The sequence below is a fragment of the Burkholderia cepacia genome (assembly GCF_001039005.1).
Lineage (GTDB): Bacteria > Pseudomonadota > Gammaproteobacteria > Burkholderiales > Burkholderiaceae > Burkholderia > Burkholderia theae.
Genome location: NZ_LDWR01000021.1, coordinates 63,133 through 79,812 on the forward strand (window position 1 = coordinate 63,133; position 16,680 = coordinate 79,812).

12 protein-coding genes are annotated in these 16,680 nt (G+C 65.7%); 7 read left to right on the forward strand and 5 right to left on the reverse strand.

The features are described 5' to 3' along the window. Window positions 1–13 precede the first annotated feature (13 nt). Window positions 14–772, forward strand: a complete 759-nt coding sequence (locus VL15_RS12650; protein ID WP_048245888.1) for a hypothetical protein — start codon at window positions 14–16, stop codon at window positions 770–772. Window positions 773–886: 114 nt separating this feature from the next. Here VL15_RS12650 and VL15_RS12655 read toward each other — a convergent pair whose 3' ends face one another. The 3 genes from VL15_RS12655 to selD all read right to left on the reverse strand — a co-directional run bounded on the left by VL15_RS12655 (window position 887) and on the right by selD (window position 3,967). Beyond that, the gene (locus VL15_RS12655) at window positions 887–1,966 is read right to left on the reverse strand and encodes a purine-nucleoside phosphorylase (protein WP_048245889.1); all 1,080 of its coding nucleotides are present in this window, start codon (window positions 1,964–1,966) and stop codon (window positions 887–889) included. Between the two features lie 273 nt (window positions 1,967–2,239). Beyond that, a complete protein-coding gene (locus VL15_RS12660; protein WP_048245890.1) occupies window positions 2,240–2,830 on the reverse strand; it encodes a LysE family translocator in 591 nt (196 codons plus the stop codon). 72 nt (window positions 2,831–2,902) lie between these two features. Next, window positions 2,903–3,967 carry a selenide, water dikinase SelD gene (selD, locus tag VL15_RS12665; RefSeq protein ID WP_080970823.1) on the reverse strand — a complete coding sequence of 355 codons (1,065 nt, stop codon included), beginning with the start codon at window positions 3,965–3,967 and terminating at the stop codon, window positions 2,903–2,905. A gap of 114 nt (window positions 3,968–4,081) precedes the next feature. On the opposite strand from selD, the gene VL15_RS12670 reads away from it, so the two are divergent. Then, complete coding sequence (locus tag VL15_RS12670) at window positions 4,082–4,918, forward strand: DMT family transporter (protein ID WP_048245892.1); 837 nt, start codon at window positions 4,082–4,084, stop codon at window positions 4,916–4,918. A 28-nt stretch (window positions 4,919–4,946) separates the two neighbouring features. Here VL15_RS12670 and VL15_RS12675 read toward each other — a convergent pair whose 3' ends face one another. Next, window positions 4,947–6,050, reverse strand: coding sequence for a porin (locus tag VL15_RS12675; RefSeq protein ID WP_048245893.1), 1,104 nt, complete (start codon window positions 6,048–6,050; stop codon window positions 4,947–4,949). Window positions 6,051–6,399: 349 nt separating this feature from the next. Between VL15_RS12675 and VL15_RS12680 the strand changes: the two genes are divergently transcribed. From VL15_RS12680 to VL15_RS12695, 4 genes are all read left to right on the forward strand, one after another. Further along, the gene (locus VL15_RS12680) at window positions 6,400–7,299 is read left to right on the forward strand and encodes an N-formylglutamate amidohydrolase (protein WP_048245895.1); all 900 of its coding nucleotides are present in this window, start codon (window positions 6,400–6,402) and stop codon (window positions 7,297–7,299) included. Further along, window positions 7,296–8,069 (forward strand): IclR family transcriptional regulator, encoded by a 774-nt coding sequence (locus VL15_RS12685; RefSeq protein ID WP_048245896.1) that lies wholly within the window; start codon window positions 7,296–7,298, stop codon window positions 8,067–8,069. The genes VL15_RS12680 and VL15_RS12685 overlap by 4 nt, the downstream gene beginning before the upstream one ends. A 29-nt stretch (window positions 8,070–8,098) precedes the next feature. Continuing rightward, entirely contained in the window at window positions 8,099–9,589 is a 1,491-nt protein-coding gene (locus VL15_RS12690; RefSeq protein WP_048245898.1) for a YfcC family protein, read from the forward strand. Between the two features lie 497 nt (window positions 9,590–10,086). Continuing rightward, on the forward strand, window positions 10,087–13,725 hold the full coding sequence (locus VL15_RS12695; RefSeq protein ID WP_080970808.1) for a patatin-like protein: 3,639 nt from the start codon (window positions 10,087–10,089) through the stop codon (window positions 13,723–13,725). 7 nt (window positions 13,726–13,732) lie between these two features. On the opposite strand, the gene VL15_RS12700 is transcribed toward VL15_RS12695, so the two are convergent. Further along, a complete protein-coding gene (locus VL15_RS12700) occupies window positions 13,733–15,241 on the reverse strand; it encodes a PLP-dependent aminotransferase family protein (RefSeq protein ID WP_048245900.1) in 1,509 nt (502 codons plus the stop codon). 120 nt (window positions 15,242–15,361) lie between these two features. Here VL15_RS12700 and VL15_RS12705 point away from each other — a divergent pair, with 120 nt between their 5' ends. After that, window positions 15,362–16,651, forward strand: coding sequence for a 4-aminobutyrate--2-oxoglutarate transaminase (locus VL15_RS12705; RefSeq protein WP_196319580.1), 1,290 nt, complete (start codon window positions 15,362–15,364; stop codon window positions 16,649–16,651). Window positions 16,652–16,680 lie beyond the last annotated feature (29 nt).

The window sequence follows — 16,680 nt, forward strand, 5'->3', positions numbered from 1 at the left end:
ATCGGAGCAACTCATGCGATATGCCCTCCCCGTCATACTCGGCGCCCTCCTGTCGCTCCCGATACAGGCCAATGCGTGCAAGATCCTGCTGACCGACAGCATGGAACTGCCGCTGAATTCGACCGAGATCGCCAACAGCGACCGACTCGCCGTCGTCAGACACTACCTGACCGCCAGGGAATGGACGCGCGAAGGGGCGGCGGCCTCGATCGACGCGACGGCTTACGATTGGGAAAACCGACCCAATCAACTCGCGCGGCAACGCGGTGCGCAGATGAAATCGTTTCTCGTGCAACTCGGGATGTCGCCCGACGACATCTACGTCGACGAGCGAATCGTGTCGCGCAGGAACGGCAAGCTCGATCCCGATGACAGAAAGCAGCTGTGGGTCCAGTTCGTTCCGAAATGCCCGCCTGCAGGGTGTCAGAGTCTCTGCAACTCAGCGGGTACGCCCGGTGTCGCCAGTTTTGCCCTGACGCCCGAGACGCCAGGGCCCCAGCCCGACTCGACCCGCTTTTCGTGCGGCGACAGCCGGGAGCCCACATCGGCGCGTTTTGTGACAACGGAACGCTGGACCGCACGCACACGCAATCAGACCTTGCTTTTACGAAATCAAGACCACAAGCCGTTGATGCACACCTGCTACCGGATCAGCACCAGTGCAACGCAATACCTCGGCATGACGGACGAGCGCGGTGAGACAGCGACCATGCAACTATTGGGGCCCGAATATACGCGCGTCGAACTCAAGCTCGCGCAACCCGGGCCGTGATCCTCTGCAGTCGGTCCCGCGAGCCCCAATCCGGTCGCTCCAGGCGATATTGACTCGCCCGGAGCTCGGCTACGCGTGAATGATCGAGTGACTCCAGCGCGTCGCTAGACTCACTCACCTGCGCGGCACGCCGTCGCGCCACTCGCCCCAGTGCGTCACGATGTCCTGCACGAGCGGATTGCCCGCGCGGTACAGGTTTTCGGTCGCCGGGGCGAAGCCGCCCTGGTCCGCGTAGTTCAGCAGGTTGTCGGCGCTCGTCTGCCCCGCATACGGCCGGTCGAAATCGGACCCGGTGCGCAGCACCGCGACGCGCGACAGGTCGACCCGCTTCACGCTCGCCGCGCGCTTGAGCGCTTCATACGTCGCGTTGTCTTCCTGCGCGGTCATGCAGTAGGTGCCCTTGCCGTCCGTCAGGATCTTGGTCCACTGGCGCGCGCGCTCGCCGATCAACGTGCCCGAGAACCACGTGTTGCCCGATGACGTGTCGCACTGGATCACCGTCGGCGGCCGGTTCGCCGGCGCATACGTGAACTTCGCGCGCGCGGCCTGCGCTTGCGCACTGTCGGCGAGCACGACGTTGCGCGACAGCGCGTATGCGGCGTCGGTCAGTTGCGGGTTCAGCTGGAATACTTCGGTGCGGTAGTCAAGCGGCGGCTTGTCGTTCGGGCTCTTCGTGTTGATGCCGAGATAGCCCGTATTCCAGCCGGCCGGAATCTCGCGTGCATCGAGTTCCCACTGCAGACTGAAATCGACGAGGTATTTCGACCACGCGGCCGACCCGACCGTGCCTTGCGCGGGGTCGACGCCCGCGATGCCGGAGACGAGGAAATACGTGCGGCGCAGATCGAAGCGCTGCGAGAACGTGAGCGCCATGATCGTCGCGGTCGCGTTCGCATAACCCATGCCGGTCGTCACGACGCATACGTCCTGCTTGTTGCAGTGAACGGCCGGATAGTCGGGCGACAGGCCGGGCACGGTGATGTCGCGCCACGGGCCGAGCCGGTCGAGCCAGGCCTGGCCCTCCGGACCGAACATCGTGATGATCATGACCTTGACCGGGCGGCCCTGTGCACCGGTCTCGGCGAATGCATTGTTGCCTGCGTTGTTGCCCTGGTTGTCCTGCGCGATCGACGGCGCGGTCGCACAGGCTGCAAGCGAGAATGCGGCGGCGGAAAGAATGGAGCGAGTCAGCATCGGCGTTCCTTGTTTCGATGATGTTGGGTGAGAACGGCTCTCGGAGACTGCGCGAGGGAGTATAGAACGGGCATGCGCGATGCGGAACCCGGCTACGAAACGGCTGCCGGTGTTTCGTGCGACGGCGCGCGTGTTGCGTAACGCGGTGAGTCGCCGCGGATTCACGCCATCGTGTCGCATGACAACCATCAGGAATGCTATCCGGTTGGCAGGAACGAACGCCGACAGGCCGCCGATCGTCACCCCCTTCCGCAGTGGCCGACTCCCGATCCGCTACGCGCGCGCGAGCCCCGCCACCCCGTAACCGAGCACGACCAGCGCGGCGACCACATGGCTCGCCGCGAGCCACCCCGGCGACTTCACGATGCGCCCGATCGCACTGCCGCCGAACGCGAACACGAGCTGCCCCGTGAGGCTGCCGGCAAACACGCACGCGGCACCCAGCAGCCAGTGCCGATGCGCGCCGGCGGCAGCCGTCGCGTAGCCATAGAACAGCAGGATGGTGAGCGGGTTCGCGAGCGTGACGAAGAACATCGACGTGAACGGGCGGTTGCCCGGCGGCGGCGCCTCGCCATCGAGCGTGCGGCGCCGATCCCGCAGCGCCTGCCACAGCATCCGTGCGCCCATGGCGAGCAATACGAGCGCGCCGACGACGCGGAACAGCGACAGGTGCGACGCGAGCGTGCTTGCCAGCATCGCGCCGAGCGTGAACGCGACGACCGCATAACAACCGTCGGCAGCGGCAACGCCCGCCGCCGCGCGCACGCCGGTGACGGTGCCGGCGCGCATGCCGTAGTTCGCGATCATCAGTGCGACGGGCCCGACCGACAGCGCGATCATCAGCCCGAACAGGAAGTCGTTCATCGGTCGTCGATGCGTTCGAGGGAACGCATCGATTCTAGCGACCGCAAAATGATCCCGTGCGGAAATTCCGCGTCAGGCGACGTCGACGCGCGCGGGCCCGTCCACCATCTCGCCGATCACGGCCGCGCGGTCGAAACCATCGGCGCGGAAGCACGCGAGGACTTCGTCGACGGCCTCGGGCGCGCACGCGACCAGCAGCCCGCCCGACGTCTGCGGATCGGTCAGCAGCGCCTGCGCGACGGGCGGCAGCCCGTCGGCCAGCCGCACATCGGTGCCGTACGCGGCCCAGTTGCGACCCGACGCGCCGGTGAACACGCCGTCGGCGACGAACGCCTCGACGCCCGTGAGCCACGGCAGCGACGCATAGTGCACGCGCGCGGTGAGATGCGCGCCGCGCGCCAGTTCGAGCGTATGGCCGAGCAGCCCGAAGCCCGTGACGTCGGTCAGCGCGTGCACGCCCGGCAACGCGGCGAGCGCGGTGCCCGGCCGGTTCAGCTTGGTGGTCGTCGCGATCATCTGCGCGTAACCCGCGGCGTCGAGCTGGCTCTTTTTCAGCGCGGCCGACAGCACGCCGACGCCGAGCGGCTTGCCGAGCACGAGCACGTCGCCCGCGCGCGCGGCCGCGTTGCGCTTCACGCGCGACGGATGCACGACGCCGATCGCCGCGAGCCCGTAGATCGGCTCGACCGAATCGATCGAATGACCGCCCGCGACCGGGATGCCGGCATCCGCGCACACCGCTTCGCCGCCGCGCAGCACGGCCGCGATCGTCTCGTGCGGCAGCACGTTGATCGGCATGCCGACCAGCGCGAGCGCGAGGATCGGCTTGCCGCCCATCGCATACACGTCGGACAGCGCGTTGGTCGCCGCGATGCGGCCGAAGTCGAACGGATCGTCGACGATCGGCATGAAGAAGTCGGTCGTCGCGACGATCGCCTGCTCGTCGTTGAGCCGGTAGACGGCCGCATCGTCGGACGTCTCGGTGCCGACCAGCAGATCCGGGAACAGCGCGGGCGGCGTCGCGCGCTTCAGCAGCTCGGACAGCACGCCCGGCGCGATCTTGCAACCGCAGCCGCCCCCGTGCGACAGGCTCGTGAGGCGCGGAACGGCAGGCTGGGCTTGGGTGGCTTCGGTCATCGTCGGCATCCGGTGAATAACAACGTTCCATTATCGACAATTCCGCGCGAACGCGCCCGATACCCACATAATTGACGCCGCCTGCCCTGTCCCGCCCTGCCTACACCTTCGTTCATGGATCACCTGTTCATCGGCCTCGTGCTGTGCTCCGCGCTGCTGCACGCCATCTGGAATGCGTTCCTCCACGTCAGCGAAGACCGGCTCGTCCAGCTCGGCACGATGTCGCTGCCGTATCTCGCGTTCGGCGTCGCCGGCGCCGCGCTGCTGCCCGCGCCGGCGCCCGCCGCGTGGCCGTACATCGCGGCGTCGGCCGCGCTCGAGGTCGCGTACTGCTTCACGCTCGCGCGCGCTTACCGCAACGGCGAGTTCGGGCAGATCTATCCGATCGCGCGCGGGATCTCGCCGCTGCTCGTGTCGGTGCTCGCGTTCGCGATGCTGCACGAGCAGCCGACGCCGTTCGGCTTCGCGGGCATCGCGCTCGTGTCGTTCGGCATCATGTCGCTCGCGCTGCGCCGCGGCTTCAGGTTCTCGGGGGAAGGCGTGCCGTATGCGCTGCTCACCGGCGTGTTCATCGCCGCGTACTCGATCTGCGACGGGATCGGCTCGCGCGTGTCCGGCAGTGCGCTCGGCTACATCGCGTGGGTGTACCTGCTGTGGAGCGTGCCGCAGCTCGTGCTCGTCTGCGCGATGCGCGGCGGCCCGCGCGCGGTGCTCGGCTCGCGCACGGCACTGCGGCAGGGCGCGATCGCCGGCACGATCTCGCTCGCCGCATACGGGATCGTGATCCTCGCGTACCGGCACCTGCCGGTCGCGACCGTGTCGGCACTGCGCGAAACGAGCTCGATCTTCGCGGTCGCGATCGGCTGGTTCGTGATGCGCGAGCGGCCCGGCGCGCAGCGGCTCGCCGCGTGCGCGCTGGTGGTCGCGGGCGCGGCGCTGATCCGGCTGTAAGCCGCACGCGCGCCCGCGGCGTGCCGCGTCAGAACTTGTGGCGAATGCCCGTCACCGCGACGATCTGTGTACGCGTGCTCGACGGATTCGAGATCCCTTCGATCGCGGCCACCGTGTTCGACGACGCGCGCTGGTAGAACGCATTCACGTAGATATCGGTGCGCTTCGACAGGAAATACTGCGCGCCGACGCTCGTCTGCAGGTAGTGCGAACTCGGCTTCGGCCCCTGCGACGCGAGCACCTGCGTGTAGGTTTCGCCGAGCGCGAACTGCAGCGCGGGCGTCATCAGGTAGCGCACGCTGCCCTCGTAGTTGTTGAAGCGTAGCGCGCCGCCCGTCTGCAGGTTGAACAGCGAACTGGTGTACAGCAGCCCGAACGTCGCGGCGCCCCATGCATACGCGCCGCCCGCGCCCCAGATCTGCTGGCGCGTCACGCCCTTGATGAACGTGTAGTAGTTGTCGGATGCCGCCGCGCCGGTGGTGTCGAGCGCCGGATGATCGACGCGCACATACGCCGCGCCGAGTTGCAGCGGCCCGTTCTCGTAGCTCGCGCCGAGGCTCCACACACGGTTTTCCGCGAACGACGTCGAATTCGAGAAGCCGTACAGGCCGACCGCGCGCAGCCCGTACCACGTGGGCGTCTGGTACTGCACCGAGTTGTTGGTGCGGAACGTGTTGTTCAGGTCGTCGGTGTCGAACGGATGCAGCGCGTACTGCGTGAGCGCGGTGGTCGCGCCGATCTGCAGCGGCTCCAGCACCTCCTGCGCCGCGTTGTACTGGCGGCCCATCGTCAGCGTGCCCCAGCGGTCGTTTTCCAGCCCGACGTACGCACGGCGCCCGAAGATCCGGCCGCCCTGGCTCGCGGCGCCGCTTTCGATGTTGAAGCCGTTCTCGAGCCGGAACACCGCGCGCGTGCCGCCGCCGAGTTCCTCCTTGCCGAGCAGCCCCCAGCGCGTGCCCTGCTCGTTGCCGCCGGTCGCCTGCCACGCGGCATGCCCGTTCTGGTTGTTCGTGTACGTGATCCCCGAATCGACGACGCCATACAGCGTCACGCTCGACTGCGCCTGCGCGTGCGTCGCACCCGCCGCGATTGCAACGCCTGCCAGCGCGACCGCCATCTCTTTCCGCTTCATCTCCGACCCCTTTTGTCGATTGAATATGGGGAGCGATTTATTTCGCCCGCAACGTGTTTTATTGAATAAAACATCGTCTTATTCATTGTCGAATTCGGCGATTTGAAGCGTCAAGCCATGCCAAAAATCGCACGAGGGAGTCGAAACGGCCTTGCTCGCAGTGCGTTTCGAAGAATGAAACAAACCCAATAACGACGGGCATTACAAGCCGATCACAACGCGTAATGCCCGCGTCGAAAAAAGCCCTTGACCGCAATTTTCTGCCGTTGTGAAATATTGATACGCTGTTTTAATGATTAAAACAAACGAGCAAAACGCTTCGAGACACTAGGTAAAGAACCTGATCCCCATGCTGACGTTTAATTGCAACAACGCGACCGACGGCGAATCGCCCGCGTATTTCGTCGCAGCGCCGACGGTGCCCGCGCTGCCGATCGTCGTTGATTCGCCGCACAGCGGCATCGCGTATCCGCCCGACTTCTCCACCGTCGCGCCGGGCGACGCGATCCGCACGACGTGGGATGCGTACATCGACGAACTGTGGGCCGGCGCCCCCGCGCGCGGCGGCACGCTGCTCGGCGCGACGTTTCCGCGTGCGTACATCGATCCGAACCGCGCGGAAACCGACATCGACGCGACGCTGCTCGCCGAGCCGTGGCCCGAGCCGCTTTCGCCGCAGCCGTACACGCAGCGCGGGATGGGGCTGATCCGGCGCGACGCGCTGCCCGGCGTGCCGCTGTACGACCGCAAGCTGTCGCTCGCCGAAGTGCATCACCGGATCGACGCGTACTACCGGCCGTACCGCCGCGCGCTCGCCGGCATCGCCGAGCCGCTGCATGCCGCGCATCGCGCGCTGTGGCACATCGACTGCCATTCGATGAAGTCGCGCGGCAATGCGATGAACGTCGACGCGGGCGCATTGCGGCCGGACGTCGTCGTCAGCGACCGGCGCAGCACAACTGCCGACCCCGCCTTCACCGCGTGGACCGCGCAGTGGTTCGCCGACGCCGGCTACCGCGTGCAGATCAACGACCCGTACCAGGGCGGCGACCTGCTGACCGCGCTCGCCGATCCGGCACGGCAGCGCCACAGCATCCAGATCGAATTCAACCGCGCGCTCTACATGGACGAAGCCGCGTTCGCGAAACACGCGGGCTTCGCCGCGCTGAAGCGCTCGGTCGATGCATATCTCGACGCGCTCGCCGATTACGTCCGCGCGCGCGTCGCTGCACCCGGAGATGCCGCATGACGACCTACATCGTCGACGCCGTCGACAGCGCGCTGAAGCTGCTGACCTACGTGGCCGAGCATCCGCACCTCGGCGTGACCGAACTCGCGTCGCAACTCGGCATCAACAAGTCGCGCACCTACCGGATGCTGTGCACGCTCGAGCTGCACCGCTTCGTCGTGCAGGACCCACGCACGTCCACCTATGCGCTCGGCCCGCAGGCGTTCGTGATCGGCGTGGCCGCATCGCAGCAGAACGCGCTGGTGCGCGCCGCGCACCGGCACATGCTCGAGCTCAACCAGGCGATCAACGAAACCGTCGTGCTGCGCGTGCGCGAAGGGCTCGAATCGGTGTGCGTCGCGCGCTGCGAAACAACGCATGCGGTGCGCACCGTCGGCTCGGTCGGCAACCGCCGGCCGATCAATTTCGGCGCATCGGGCAAGGTGCTGCTCGCGTTCGCGCCCGATGCGGTGCGCGACGAGTATTTCGTGCAACTGCGCAGGACCGGGCAGGCTGACGATCAGCCGAAACTCGCCGGCGAACTCGACGCGGTCGCACGCAAGGGCTACGCGGTCAGCAGCGGCGAAGTGACGCCCGGCGCGGTGGGGATCGCGGTGCCGGTGCGCGACCTGACGGGTGCGACGGTCGCGTCGGTCAGCGTGACGGGCCCCGAGGTGCGCGTGAGCCACGCCGACATTCCCGACTATCTCGAACGCCTGCAGGCGTGCAGCCACGCCATTTCCGCCGAACTCGGCTACGTCCCGGCGCGCGCCGCGCTGCAACCGGCCTGACGGCCCGCTCCTTCTTCGACGAGGATCCGATGTCCGCCTCTTCCCCGAACCCGGCCGGCGCGCACGGCGCCGACACTCCCGCGCTCGCGTCCGACGATCCAACGGTGGACGCCGGCCACGCGCCGCATCCGCACGGCAAGATGCTGCACCCGGTCGTGATGATGCTGTGGGTGCTGGCCGCCGCGATCGCGCTCACGTGGATCGTCGACTCCGGCCACTTCGCGCGCAACGGCCGGCTCGTCGTGCCGGGCACCTACCAGGTGGTACCGAAGACGACCGCGCTCGCGACGCTCGTCGCGCCGGCCGTCAGCCACAGCACGTCCGCACATGCGTTGCCGGCGAGCCTCGTGTCCGCGTTCGTCGCGGTGCCGGAAGGCCTGCTGAAGAACGCGCCGCTGATCGTGATGGTGATGTTCGTCGGCGGGATGTTCGGCGTGATGCGCCGCACGGGCGTCGTCGATGCCGGCATCGACCGGCTGCTGCAGCTCACCGGCAACAACGCGTACCTGCTGACGCCGATGCTGATGATCCTGATCGGGCTCGGCAGCACGCTGCTCGGCTTCATCTCCGAATACCTCGTGATCATTCCGATGGTCGTCGTGATCGCGCGGCGCCTCGGGCTGTCCGACCTGTTCGCGGTCGCACTCGTCGCGATCGCCGCGAAGATCGGCTATATCGCGTCGGTCACGAACCCGCTCGCGCTCGCCGTCGCGCAGCCGCTCGTCGGCGTGCCGCTGTTCAGCGGCGTCGCGCTGCGCGCGGCCGTATTCGTCGTATTCCTGACGATCGGCATCTTGTACCTGCTGCGCTACGTGCGCAACACCGGCTACCGCGCCGGGCAAACCGCGGCGGGCAACGCCGCGCACGCAACCGCGAAGCTGTCGCTGCGCCACAAGGCCACGCTGGTCGTATTTGCCGCGGCCGTCGCGATGCTGATCTACGGCACGCGCGAACTGAAATGGGGCAACGTCGAACTCGCGGCGTTCTACGCGGCCGTGAGCATCGCGACGGCCGCGATCGGCCGGCTCGATTCGCGCAGCGCGGCCGATGCGTTCGTCGACGGGATGAAGAACATGATGCTCGCCGCGCTGCTGATGGGGCTCGCCGCGTCGGTCGAGCTGCTGCTGCAGAACAGCCTCGTGCTCGACACGCTGATCCACTTCTTCACCCGGCTCGCGGACGGGCAATCGCCGGTGTGGGTCGCGAACGGCCTGATGGGCGTGCAGATGGTGCTCGACGTGTTCATCCCGTCGGTGTCGGGCAAGGCCGCGGTCAGCATGCCGATCATCGGGCCGATCGCGCAGCTTTCCGGCGTGAGCGGCCAGACGTCGGTGCTCGCGTTCGTGCTCGGCGGCGGACTGACGAACCTCGTCACGCCGACGTCGGGGATGCTGCTCGCGTATCTCGCGACCGCACGCGTCGACTTCGGCGCGTGGATCCGCTTCGTGCTGCCGCTGTTCCTGACGCTGCTCGCGCTGTCGTGCGTCGTGCTGACGTTCGCGGTGTGGATCGGGTATTGAGTTGAGTGCTCGAGCAGGTTGATGGAACGATTCGAAGTCAGTCTGCTCAATTCATGGCAATTTTAAAAATATTGATTCGGAACTTACCAGGACGAAGACACTCTGTTCGTTCAAATTCCTACAAATTCACAACATATCGAGTTTTTAATTCACTATTTCCCTTGTTTTATCAGACAAATCCGGAAAAACGAACACCATTCCGCGGGCCCTATCGCACCGACATGCGGCCTCTTCCAGGTAGCGATTACGTCAATTCATCATCGCGCATCGTTTACCCGCATCACCCTATGCTTCCTTGCGTCGCTCGCATATAACATCTGGAAAGAAACCCAATCAGCGACGAGCATCGAACCAAATAAAATCACACTGCGAATCAAAAAATCGAATAAAGCACGGGGGTGCGTAATCGATGAAGAAATCGAATCGGGTATATTGCGGCCGATTCGATCTCGACGCATCGGGCATTCATTCGCCTCCCGTCCCGATGCGGGGAAACCATGTCGAACGAAGCTGTCGAGGAACTACGGCTCGCACTCGTAATGAACGGCGGCGTCAGCCTCGCCGTATGGATGGGCGGGGTCACCAACGAGATCCACCGGATCGTCGCCCGCAAACACCCTGTGTATGCAGATCTGTTGGACATCACTCGCACGGCCGCACACGTCGACGTCATCAGCGGCACAAGCGCTGGCGGCATCAACGGTGCGGCGCTGGCTGTCGCGACCGCATACGGTGGCACATTCAGCCTGCTGCGCGACGTGTGGAAGGAAATGGGCGCGTTCGATCGACTGCTGCGGCCCCCGCTTGCCGACAATCCCGGTTCGTTGCTAATGGGCGATCAGTATTTCCTGCCCGAGATTGCAGGCGCGTTCCACAAGCTCGCCGCCAATTCGAACACGCCCGTCAGCGCGGCGGTCGACACACCGCTCGATCTCTACTTGACGACCACACTACTGCGCGGCCGGCCTGCCTACTCCGTCGACGATCTCGGCTCTCAGGTCGGCGACGTCGACTTCCGCGCCCGATTTCATTTTGTGCGTTCGTCGGAGCGGGACGACTTCAAGCACGCGACCCCGTTAATCGACACGCTATCGCATGCAGCACGCGCCACCGCATCGTTCCCGCTGGCATTTGAGCCCGCCAGAATCGATGTCGCCGCGATTGGCGGGCACTCGACGCTGGTAGACGCATCGAATACGCCGCTCGACACGCCGCGCTACGTAGTGGATGGCGGCGTGCTCGACAACAAGCCGTTCCATGGCGCGTTGCAGGCAATCTTCTCGAAGCCGACCGAACGTGGCGTGCGCCGTGTGCTCGTCTATATCGACCCCGACCCGGGCAATCACGATCGGAGCGACGCTCGGGCAAAGGCGTCAAACGAAGAACCGCCCTCTCTTGGCGCGGTGCTCGCGGCAAGCGTCTGGAACATCCCTCAATCACAGACGATCACCGATCAGCTCGACGAAATCAAGCAGCACAATCATGCTGTTCGGCAGCGTCGCAACGATGTGCTCGATCTCGTATGCACACTATCCGACACCCTGCTACTACAACACGCTATACAACTGTTCGAGTTGTACCGAAAGCGCAGGATCACCAGTACGTTCGAATCCTTCGTTTACTCGTCGTTTCCCTCTGCTGCGGCACAGGACACAGCCGCAATGGCCGGGCAGCATGTAATCGGTAGGCACGGCAAGGACGCGATGCGCACCGCGTTCGAAGCATTCCCTTGGCGAGGATGGATCCCGTCCGCATGGCCCGCCGACATGGACGCCCCCGCGTTCGAATGCTCGCAAAATTGGGAATGGGGCTTGGCGCCCGTCGACTTCGCGACCAAGGTTCTGCTCGACTTGCTGCGACTTACACAGCGCTTCCAGGATTTGCTCGATTTACGCACGTCAGGGGCGCCGACGCTCGTACAGCGTCCCGCCACCACTTCACCAGACGACGCTTGGTCCGATCCCGATGTCATGGGCCCGCTACCGGCACATCCGAACGAACGTGCAGACGTGGGCCGGCTTGCCCCGCTCTGGCGAGCCGCCTACGACGCGGTAAAGCAGGTGACGGACTTCGCGGGAAAGGAGGAGCCGCGCTGGACATCAAACGCGCACTCGCTGCTCGTCTCGATCGGCCAGCGCGCTGCGCATAACCGGCATACGCCGAATGCCGAACAGCAAATCGCCTTGCTGGATTCCAACGATCTCGCGAAGATGCTCGCATTCGTTATCGAGCCGCAACGCCGCTTACGCTGCGCGCGAATCGCGCATTTCGTCGCGGGCGCCATCTGCAACACCTGCGAGATCGCAACTGGCGTATTGCGGCGACTGAATCGGGATGGACTCAATCCGGTTGACGCCGAACGTGCACGCGGCCTGTCTCGGCTCGTCGACTTTCTTGCGCCGGCGAGCAACGCGGCCAGCCCGCCAAGATACCGGACTGCAGCTATGTCCGACGAAATCAGTCGCCATGTGCTGTTTCGCCTGATGCAACTCGATGTTATCGAATACGCATTCAACGATAGGGACGCACTGTCCGAGGATGCATTGATCGAACTTGTCCAAATCAGCGGCAACGCATCTAGCCCGCTTGCACCCGATACGACCAATGCACACCGCAAGCTGCTGGGGCTGCAACTCGCCCATTTCGGCGGCTTCTACAAGAAATCGTGGCGCATCAACGACTGGATTTTCGGACGTCTGGACGGCTCGGAGCGACTGGTGAAGGTGCTGTTGAATCCCGAACGCCTGCAATACGTGTATGGCGGGCGCGCTGGTGCAGCGCACCTCGCGGCCGACGACATCCGTCGGATCGCGGTCGATTCCGTGCCGTCTGATCGCCTGCGTTCCGTGCTCGACGCCGCCTGGACGCAACACGACTACGGCGCGCTGGTTGCCGCGGAACTGGCATACCTCGATCAGACGGGCAGCACACCGCCCGACATGCTGAAGGCCTGCGCAGATGCAATCACGCTGCGCCTGCACTACGGCATCCTCGAGGAAGAGTTGGGAGCGTTGGCGCAAGCGGCCAGAGAAGACGTCGAGGACGGTGCGGACCCGCGCGGACCGGGCCCGTCGCTGGACAAGAAATGGCGCACGACACCAAGCCCGCAGGCCGCCGCCGCGTGCCTCCAGACCGGCCTGATCGGTGCCGAGAGTCTACTGACCGAGCCCGGCTCGGACCTGTTCACGCGTACGGTCGCGCACACCGCGGCGGCGCTCCAGAGCGCGCTCGCCAGCAAGGGAGCAAAACTCGGTCCGATCAGCGCATTGTTCGCCTGGCTACGTGTACCCGTGCTTGGCTTTTACTTCGTCGTGCAGGGGCTCCTCCATCGTTCTCGTACGAGCGCAGCATTGAACGGCGTAATGCTCACGGCAGGTGCGCTGCTCGTCATTTTGCAATTCTTCTGGTCGCAAGCTGAGCTGGGCAATCCATCTACGCTGCCGCATGTCATCGTGCTGCTCGGCTGGGCAATGTTCGCATACGGAATCGCGCTATCGATGCTGCGTACGCCGATCCTGTTTGTCCTGTTGCTTCCGCTCGTCGCTTTCGGGATCGCGACAAGCTTTCCAGCCGCGTTGACCTGGGCACTCGTGATCTTCGGGTTTGCGCTAGCGCTCTCGCTGAGTCCCAGACTACCGCCGCTACAATGGGCCATCGGTATCGGAGCAATCGTGCTCGCCGGCGTGCTCGGCAGCGGTCAGCTCGAGATCGTCACGTGCCAGATTCCGCATGTGTGGACAAACGCGCGGTCCGTCTTCGCGCGCACATCCGCCTCCACGCACGACTTCCTGTGCACCACCTCGTCGAACGTGCCCGTCACACCCGCGAGCCACGCTCCATTAACGGCGTCCGGTACGCCCGTCCCGGCGTCAACGTCCAGTTGTCCGACGCCCGCGGCCAAACAATGCGGCACCATCTCGTGCGATTGCTCGCCGTGCGGACCCGCGCCCGCCAGGCCAACAGCGTGCGAACAATCGTTCAACGGGAGTCAGCCGGTGTTCGTTCTAAGCCTTGTCGTTGCACTGTCGATGCTGATGGCAATGTGCCAAGCGCTGCCGGCATGGATCCACCTGGAGCGTGCAACACTGCGACTGCTGGCCCGCATCGCCCGACGCAAAAGGCCAACGCGTCGGTAGCAGTCCGTCACGCGAAAATGCATTCACCGCCAAACGCCCGCTCGTCGATCGCCTCGGCGAGCGTCGCGAACGCCGTCGCGATCTCGTCCTCCGGCACGCACGCATAACCAAGCAGCAACCCGGGCGCCGCGCGCTCGCGATCCGCGTAATAACCGGACAGCGGCCGCACGACGATATTGCGTTCGAGCGCGGCCTGCGCCACCGCGCGATCGTCGACGCCGGCCGGCAATTGCGTGACGAGATGCAGCCCCGCGTCGCTGCCGAGCGCCTGCAGCGACTCGCCGTAGCGGCGCGCGACCGCATCGAGCAGCACCTCGCGACGCTGCCCGTACAGCGTGCGCATCTTGCGGATATGCGACACGAAGTGCCCTTCCGCGATGAATTCCGCGAGCACCGCCTGCTGCAGCAACTGCCCTTCGCGATACAACTCGGCGCTCGCGGTCGCGAAGCTTTCCGCCAGCGGTTCCGGCGCGACCAGGTAACCGACCCGCAGCCCGGGGAACAGCGTCTTGCCGAAACTGCCGACGTAGATCACCTGCCCGGCCGTGTCGAGCCCCTGCAGCGACGCGAGCGGCCGGCTGCCGTAGCGGAATTCGCTGTCGTAGTCGTCCTCGATGATCCAGCAGCCGTGCTGGCGCGCGTATTCGAGCAACATGCGCCGCCGCGCGAGGCTCATCACCATCCCGAGCGGATACTGGTGCGACGGCGTGACGAGCATCAGCTTCGGCGGTGCGGCGAGATCGGCAGCCGACGGCGCGATGCCTTCCTCGTCGACCGGGATCGGCCGCGTGGTCAGCCCCGACACGTTCAGCACGCTGCGCACGCCCCAGTAGCACGGGTCCTCGGTCCAGATCGCGTCGCCCGGATCGGTCAGCAACCGCACCGCCAGGTCGATCGACTGGTGGATGCCGGTCGTGATCACGATCTGCTCGGGCGTGCAGCGCACCGAGCGCGACGTGCGCAGGTAATCGGCCAGCGCCTCGCGTAGCAGCGCGAGCCCGCCGCCCGGCGCATAGGTCAGCAGGTCGGGGCGCAGACGCCGCCAGTACTTGTTGTGCAGCCGCGTCCACACGCGCGCCGGAAATCGCGACACATCGGGCACGCCCGGCATGAACGCGCCGCCCTGGCGCTTCGACACGCCGGCGCCTTCGACGAGCCGCGTGCCGCGCGCGGACAGCCGCCGCGCGGACGGCAACACCACGGCCGGGCCGGCCGCCGCGTCGGGCGGTGCACCGACGATCTCGTCCGGCGCGCTGTCGGCGACGAACGTGCCGCGGCCCGTGGCCGAGTTCACATACCCTTCGAGCGCAAGCTGTTCGTAAACTTGCGTGACCGTGTTGCGCGCGATCCCGAGTTCGGCGGCCAGCAGCCGCGACGACGGCACGCGCGTGCCGGCCGGCAGTTCGCGCGACAGGATCGCCTGTTGCAGCAGCCGGTGAAGCTGCCGGTAGATCGGCTGTTCGCCGCCGCGCACGAGGCGCTGCGCCAGCCAGTCCGACAACACGCTCGCGCGCATGATTGGCTCCTGAATATTTATTGAAATGGCTCTGATTGCCAGAGCCAAATGTGATTATAGTCGCCTCCATGGGCTGCCAACGCGCCCGATTCCCTACTCACCGGATAGAACATCAAGGAGATGACCGTGAAGAATGCCGACCTGCAGGCCCGCAAGAACGCCGCCACCCCGCGCGGCGTCGGTGTGATGTGCGATTTCTACGCAGCCCGCGCCGAGAACGCGGAACTGTGGGATGTCGAAGGCCGCCGCTTCATCGATTTCGCCGCCGGCATCGCGGTGCTGAACACGGGCCACCGCCACCCGAAGATCGTCAAGGCGATCGCGGATCAGCTGAACAACTTCACGCACACCGCGTACCAGATCGTCCCGTACGCGTCGTACGTCGAACTGGCCGAGAAGATCAACGCACGCGCGCCGGGCGACTTCCCGAAGAAGACCGCGTTCTTCACGACCGGCGCGGAAGCCGTCGAGAACGCGATCAAGATCGCGCGCGCCGCCACCGGCCGTCCGGGCGTCATCGCGTTCTCGGGCGGCTTCCACGGCCGCACGATGATGGGCATGGCGCTGACCGGCAAGGTCGCCCCGTACAAGCTAAACTTCGGCCCGTTCCCGGGCGACGTGTTCCATGCGCCGTACCCGAATGCGCTGCACGGCGTGACGACGGCCGACTCGATCAAGGCGATCGAGATGCTGTTCAAGGCCGACATCGATCCGAAGCGCGTCGCCGCGATCATCTTCGAACCGGTCCAGGGCGAAGGCGGTTTCTACCAGGCGCCGGCCGAATTCGTGCGCGCGCTGCGCAAGATCTGTAACGAACACGGCATCCTGCTGATCGCCGACGAAGTGCAAACGGGCTTCGCGCGTACCGGCAAGCTGTTCGCGATGCAGCACTACGACGTGCTGGCCGACCTGATCACGATGGCGAAGAGCCTCGCGGGCGGCATGCCGCTGTCGGGCGTCGTCGGCCGTGCGGACCTGATGGACGCGGCAGCGCCCGGCGGCCTCGGCGGCACGTACGCAGGCAACCCGCTGGCGGTTGCGTCGGCGCACGCGGTGCTCGAGATCATCGACGAAGAGAAGCTGTGCGACCGTGCAACGCAACTCGGCGATGTGCTGAAAGCAAAGTTGACCTCGCTGCAGGCCGACGTGCCGCAGATCGCCGACGTGCGCGGCCCGGGCGCGATGATCGCGGTCGAGTTCCTGAAGCCGGGTTCGGGCGAGCCGGATGCGGAATTCACGAAGCGCGTGCAGACGCGTGCGCTCGAGCGCGGCCTGCTGCTGCTCGTGTGCGGCGTGTACTCGAACGTCGTGCGCTTCCTGTTCCCGCTCACGATCACGCAGGCCGTGTTCGACGAAGCGCTCGTGATCCTCGAGGAAGTGCTGAAGGAAACGGTCGGCGTGCCGGCCTGAGTTCCCGTCCACTGAATACGCCGCCGCCG

Coding starts and splice junctions, on each gene's coding strand:
- VL15_RS12650 (WP_048245888.1), top strand. CDS start 14: ATGCGATATGCCCTCCCCGTCATACTCGGCGCCCTCCTGTCGCTCCCG.
- VL15_RS12655 (WP_048245889.1), bottom strand. CDS start 1,966: ATGCTGACTCGCTCCATTCTTTCCGCCGCCGCATTCTCGCTTGCAGCC.
- VL15_RS12660 (WP_048245890.1), bottom strand. CDS start 2,830: ATGAACGACTTCCTGTTCGGGCTGATGATCGCGCTGTCGGTCGGGCCC.
- selD (WP_080970823.1), bottom strand. CDS start 3,967: ATGACCGAAGCCACCCAAGCCCAGCCTGCCGTTCCGCGCCTCACGAGC.
- VL15_RS12670 (WP_048245892.1), top strand. CDS start 4,082: ATGGATCACCTGTTCATCGGCCTCGTGCTGTGCTCCGCGCTGCTGCAC.
- VL15_RS12675 (WP_048245893.1), bottom strand. CDS start 6,050: ATGAAGCGGAAAGAGATGGCGGTCGCGCTGGCAGGCGTTGCAATCGCG.
- VL15_RS12680 (WP_048245895.1), top strand. CDS start 6,400: ATGCTGACGTTTAATTGCAACAACGCGACCGACGGCGAATCGCCCGCG.
- VL15_RS12685 (WP_048245896.1), top strand. CDS start 7,296: ATGACGACCTACATCGTCGACGCCGTCGACAGCGCGCTGAAGCTGCTG.
- VL15_RS12690 (WP_048245898.1), top strand. CDS start 8,099: ATGTCCGCCTCTTCCCCGAACCCGGCCGGCGCGCACGGCGCCGACACT.
- VL15_RS12695 (WP_080970808.1), top strand. CDS start 10,087: ATGTCGAACGAAGCTGTCGAGGAACTACGGCTCGCACTCGTAATGAAC.
- VL15_RS12700 (WP_048245900.1), bottom strand. CDS start 15,241: ATGCGCGCGAGCGTGTTGTCGGACTGGCTGGCGCAGCGCCTCGTGCGC.
- VL15_RS12705 (WP_196319580.1), top strand. CDS start 15,362: ATGACCGTGAAGAATGCCGACCTGCAGGCCCGCAAGAACGCCGCCACC.